Consider the following 5,222-nt stretch of genomic DNA (forward strand, 5'->3'; position numbering starts at 1 on the left):
TGCTCGAAGCTCCGACGCACCACGTAATCACTTAAGTGACTACGCCCGGCGGCCCAACCAGATAGAGGTGGTGTCCCCCGGCGGCCGCCACCATGAGCGCCCGAATCGCGTCGTCCTGGCCCAGGACGTCCTGCAGATCCCCGTGGGTCTGCGGCGGCGCAACCTGCTTCGCGGTGGTAATCATCGTCGGTGCCGTGGCTGCCGGCACCGCGAGCATTTCCGGGTCGGCCCCGTAGTGCAAAGCGAGTTCGTGAATGGATGCGATGGGTACGATTCGTATTCCGGTCACCAGCGATGCTTCCGCCCTGCTTGCGGCTGGCACGAGCACCGTCTCAAATCCCGCATTCCGAGCGGCAAGAACCGAAGGCAGCACTCCGGCAACTGCTCGGACCGCGCCGGTGAGCGCGAGTTCCCCAATGTGTGCATTCCGTGCTGGACCAGCGGCGTCGATCGCCCCGTTCGCGGCCAAAATTGACGCGGCGATTGCCAGATCAAAACCCGCCCCGTGCTTCCGCAACGATGCTGGCGACATATTGGTGGTGACCCGCTCGGGTGGTAACGGGCAGCCCACTGAGTGCAGGGCCGCACGGATGCGGTCTCCCGCTTCACCGAGCGAAGCGTCCGGCAACCCGATCAGCACGAACCTGGGTAGCCCCGCGGCAACGTGGGTCTCCACCTCAACCGGATGGCCGCCAAGCCCCTCCAGCGCAATCGCCCAGGACTTACTCGTGTTCCGCATGCGAGGCACCTATCCGATGTCCTGCAAATGAACGATTGCCGGGGCGCTTCCACGGGCAATGATGACTGATACCGCGTCAACGCGCACCGATCCCGCAATTTCAGGGTTCGACGCGGCCCACTGCCCAGCCAAGCGCCGCATCCGCGCGAGCTTTTCCGGTGTGATGGATTCGAAGGGATGCCCCGAGCGCAATGACCGTCGCGTCTTCACTTCGATGCACGCAAGCTGACCGATCTCGCGCGCAACGATATCGATCTCCCCCATTTTGCAGCGCCAGTTGCGATCAAGCACCTCATAGCCGTGCTGCTGGAGATACTCGACCGTGAGGTCCTCGCCCAGCCTGCCAAGTTCGAGATTCCGATTCATGCGCGTTCCTTTCGAATGCCAGCACACGGCGCCCACTGGCGCTACACCGTGCTGCGCTGGACTTTGCAGCGCGCCGGACCGTGCGATGCTTCAAAGGATGCGCGGCCTTCAGGTTTCGTGCTTGCCGGATGCGACCAACTGTGGATGGCCACTCATCCACAGGCGGTCCGCGCGACGGCTGCAGAATGTAACTCAAAGTCGCCGCCAAACCGCTGCTGATTCGGAGCAACCCATACAATTTGCTAAGTAAATTTTGCAGGAATATCGCAGTTCGCTAGATTCCTTTAGCGTTGGGGCATCCACCTTTCAGTGCAGATTGGAGCACCGCGCATGACTACCGTCGCAGAACGCATTGCCACCACCCTTGGCTCGAACGCCGAAGAAGTTTTCGGTCTCATGGGGAACGGCAACGCCTTTCTCATCGACGCGGTATTGCGACTGACCGATCTGCGATTCACGGCAGTCCGCCACGAGGCCGCGACCGTCGCATCTGCGGATGCGTACTATCGCGCCACTCGGAAGCTCGCGATTGCCACGGCAACCTACGGTGCTGGTTTCACCAATACGCTCACGGCCCTCACTGACGCCGCGATGTCTCGCACCCCGCTCGTGCTCGTGGTTGGCGATGCGCCGACCACCGGTGCTCGCCCGTGGGATATCGACCAGGTCGCCATCGCCAATGCGTGCGGCGCCCCAACCGTCTTCATCTCCCGCGAGCAGCCTGGCAAGGACACGCTCGAAGCGATCAACCTCGCACACACTCGCCGCGGGCCCGTCGTGCTCTCAATTCCGTACGACCTGCCCAGCCTGATTACCGAAGAGCCGGCACTCGAGGAAGCTGCAACGGTCCCCGAACTCCCAAACGCCGATGGCCAGCAGATTGCCGAAGTCACAGAACTGCTGAGCAATGCGAGCAAGCCCGTCATCCTGGCGGGTCGTGGCGCGCTCGAGGCCCGCGAAGATCTCGCCGCCCTCGCTGACAGCCTCGGAGCGATCACCGTCACCTCGGCTCCGGCCCGCGGTATGTTCGCGGGCCGCCAGCTCGATGCTGGCGTCTGCGGTGGGTTCTCGTCCGAGCGCACCATTGGTTACCTCGAGCAGGCGGATGTGGTCCTCGCCGTGGGTGCGAGTCTCAACCAGTTCACGATGGGCTTCAATCGTATTTTCAACAGCGACGCCAAGCTCGTGCAGATCGATCTGCTCGATGCCCCCACCTCGCCGAAGGTCACGCACTTCCTCCAATCGGGTGCTGCAGCCGCAATTACTGCGATCCGCAATGAAGTCTCCCCAAGCAACAACACGTGGCAGGACCTGGATGCTGAAGCGGTCGCATCCGCTCAGTTTGATCGGGAAGCCGCCCCCGAGTTTGCCGAGGACGGCCAGCTCGATCCGCGCGCGCTGACGAAGTCGCTCAATGAACTCCTCCCAGAGCAGCGGCTCATCGCTTCCGACGGCGGACACTTCATTGGGTGGGCCAATACGCACCTGAGCGTTCCCGGCCCAGACTCGATCCTGCTTGTGGGCACGCAGTTCCAGTCCATTGGGCTCGGCTTTTCTTCCGCGCCCGGTGCGGCAATTGCGGCGAATGCATCCGATCGGATGCTCGTCATCGCCACCGGTGATGGCGGCGGGCTGATGGCGATTGCCGACCTCGATTCCACCGTGCGTACCGCCGACCGGGCGACCATTGTGGTGTACAACGATGCCGCGTACACGGCTGAAGTGACCCAGTACGGAACGCTCGGGCTCGATCAGCAGCCCATGCTCATCGAACAGGTGGACTTTGCGAAGTTCGCCGAGGGTGTGGGGGCTCGTGGCACTGTCGTCCGCGCACTGTCTGACCTAAGTGCGTGGGCCGAATGGGCCGCGAGCGGCGAGCCCGGCACCTGGCTCCTCGACTGCCGAATTTCCGGGGCAGTGATTGCGCCGTATCAGCTCGAAATTATGGAGAATCTCAAGCGTCAAACGAAGGCTGCCGTCTAATCGTCGAGCGAAAGCTCCTTGGGGAGTTCAAAGTCGTGGGCGTTGAGTTCTTCAACGTTCACGTCCTTGAACGTAAGTACGCGAACCTGCTTGACGAATCGGTCTGACCGGTAGATGTCCCACACCCACACGTCACGCATCGTCAGTTCAAAATAGAAGTCGTTCGCCGCGTCGCGGCGTTCCAGCGAGACCTCGTTCGCAAGGTAAAAGCGGCGCTCGGTCTCCACCACGTACTTGAACTGTGTTGAAACGTCCCGGTACTCCTGGAACAGTGAGAGCTCGAGCCCGCGCTCGTAGTCGTCGAAGGCATCGTCATTCATAACTCTCCAGTCTAGAGCGGTTTGGTATCGATTTGGTTAGCTTCTTCGACCGCACCTTGATCGACCGCCGTCACGGTGACCGAGTCGGTCAGGATGCGGCTGAGCCAGGTTTTTCGATGCTCCCGACTCGCGCCCTGGCTGACGATCGCGGCCCGATGCGCTGCCGACCCATAGCCCTTATTTGAGCTCCACGCGTAGGGAACAAGCGTTTCATCGCGAGTTTCAAGATCGCGCATGTGCGCATCCCGAGCCACCTTCGCAATCACGCTGGCGGCCGCAACCACGGCGCAGTCTCGGTCGGCCTTTGGCCGCACGGTGACCCGCAGCGGCGAGTCGAGCCCGGGTGTGAGCCAATCGTGAGAACCATCGAGCAGAATGGCCGACTCTGAGATCGGCACGCCGGCTTCCCAGAGGCTGCCGAGACCGCGGACGGCGGCTGCAGCGAGGCACTTGCCAATACCAAATTCATCGATTTCGGCGGCGCTCGCCCAACCCACCGCGCTGTGCCACGCCCACTCAGCACTGGCCGGGGCAAGTGCCTCCCGCTTCTTTTCGCCGAGCAATTTTGAATCACGCAACCCTTCGGGAAACGGCACCGCGATATCGATCGCCCGCACGGCGCACACACCCACCGCAACGGGGCCGGCAAGCGCGCCGCGACCCACCTCGTCGATACCGATTACCACCGGAGCCTCGCCGAGCATCCCCCGCTCAACGTCGAGGGTGGGTTCCACGGGGCTCATTCTTCGGGCTCGCGGCTCGGAACGTCGGCAAACACTTCCGGATAGTTACCAAGAAACTCAATGCGTTCCATCGGCCAATTGATCATGAACGCGCGCCCGACAATGTTCTCATAGGGCACGAAGCCACCCGTGGGTAGGTCCTGGTGGGCACGCGAATCCTGGGAGTTGTAGCGGTTGTCGCCCATGGCCCAGAAGGCATCTTCGGGGACGGTCACGTCGAATTCGATACCGGAGGCGGCCGTGTTATCGCCGAATACCACATAGGGCTCTTGAATCGGCACGTCATTAATGACGAGCTGGCCGTACGCGTTGCAGCACACAATATGGTCGCCCGGGAGCCCAATAACTCGCTTAATGAGGTGGTTCGTAGATTCCTCAGGTTTCAGCCCAAAGGTCTCCAGCGCGCCATCCCGAAACGCCACAAACGGTTCCTTTTCCGGCGGCTGCACCACGGGCATCCACCCGCCCGGATCCTCGAATACCACGACGTCGCCGCGGTTGAGGTCGAAGGGCGCGGGGATGAGGAGATTGACGAGGACCCTATCCTCTTCGATGAGGGTGTCGTGCATGGACGCCGAAGGAATATAAAACGGCCGCAGCAAGAAGGTCTTGACGACCATCGAGATAATCAGCGCCAGTGCTGCAATGACGAGCAGATCACGAAGGAACAGCCCAATGGTGTTTCGCTGTACAACGTTGCCGTTGTCGTCGACGCCTATACCTTCCCGCACACGGTGGCGCGAACCGTGAGAATGACGGATGACATCTTCAATAAGTTCGTCGTCATCCGGATATTCGGAGTCTGGCAACCGGGTATCTCCTCTGCGATATTAATCTCGACTGAGTCTAGGGCCAGGAACAAGCTGACCCCCACACCAGCGGCGCAGGGGTCAGCTTGTTACAAGATCGAGATTAGTTCTCGCGCTTTTCGCGGATCTTCGCGGCCTTACCGCGGAGGTTGCGAAGGTAGTAGAGCTTCGCGCGGCGAACTTCACCGCGGCTGACAACCTCAATCTTGTCGATGATCGGCGAGTGCACGGGGAACATACGCTCCACGCCCACCTGGAAGCT

General features: G+C 61.5%; 7 protein-coding genes. 1 reads left to right on the forward strand and 6 read right to left on the reverse strand.

Features of this window, described 5'->3' with window-relative positions; all coding sequences use genetic code 11:
• Positions 1-31: 31 nt before the first annotated feature.
• Both ACTHXA_RS15285 and ACTHXA_RS15290 read right to left on the reverse strand, forming a co-directional pair.
• Positions 32-739: a magnesium chelatase domain-containing protein gene (locus ACTHXA_RS15285; protein ID WP_441673741.1), complete on the reverse strand. Its 708-nt coding sequence runs from the start codon at positions 737-739 to the stop codon at positions 32-34.
• Between the two features lie 9 nt (positions 740-748).
• Positions 749-1,105: a YraN family protein gene (locus ACTHXA_RS15290; protein WP_441673742.1), complete on the reverse strand. Its 357-nt coding sequence runs from the start codon at positions 1,103-1,105 to the stop codon at positions 749-751.
• Between the two features lie 330 nt (positions 1,106-1,435).
• On the opposite strand from ACTHXA_RS15290, the gene ACTHXA_RS15295 reads away from it, so the two are divergent.
• Entirely contained in the window at positions 1,436-3,088 is a 1,653-nt protein-coding gene (locus tag ACTHXA_RS15295; RefSeq protein ID WP_441673743.1) for a thiamine pyrophosphate-binding protein, read from the forward strand.
• Here the strand turns inward: ACTHXA_RS15295 and ACTHXA_RS15300 are convergent.
• From ACTHXA_RS15300 to ACTHXA_RS15315, 4 genes are all read right to left on the reverse strand, one after another.
• Positions 3,085-3,408 carry a DUF2469 family protein gene (locus tag ACTHXA_RS15300; RefSeq protein WP_441673744.1) on the reverse strand — a complete coding sequence of 108 codons (324 nt, stop codon included), beginning with the start codon at positions 3,406-3,408 and terminating at the stop codon, positions 3,085-3,087. The two genes, ACTHXA_RS15295 and ACTHXA_RS15300, sit on opposite strands and share 4 nt — an antisense overlap.
• A gap of 11 nt (positions 3,409-3,419) precedes the next feature.
• On the reverse strand, positions 3,420-4,151 hold the full coding sequence (locus ACTHXA_RS15305) for a ribonuclease HII (RefSeq protein WP_441673745.1): 732 nt from the start codon (positions 4,149-4,151) through the stop codon (positions 3,420-3,422).
• On the reverse strand, positions 4,148-4,960 hold the full coding sequence (lepB, locus tag ACTHXA_RS15310; protein ID WP_441673746.1) for a signal peptidase I: 813 nt from the start codon (positions 4,958-4,960) through the stop codon (positions 4,148-4,150). Before lepB ends, ACTHXA_RS15305 begins: the two co-directional genes overlap by 4 nt.
• Before the next feature lie 103 nt (positions 4,961-5,063).
• Positions 5,064-5,222, reverse strand: a 159-nt coding sequence (locus tag ACTHXA_RS15315) for a 50S ribosomal protein L19 (protein ID WP_441673747.1), incomplete at its 5' end; no start/stop codon positions are given.

Origin of the sequence: Gulosibacter sp., from assembly GCF_052090685.1 — a bacterium.
Taxonomy (GTDB): domain Bacteria; phylum Actinomycetota; class Actinomycetes; order Actinomycetales; family Microbacteriaceae; genus Gulosibacter.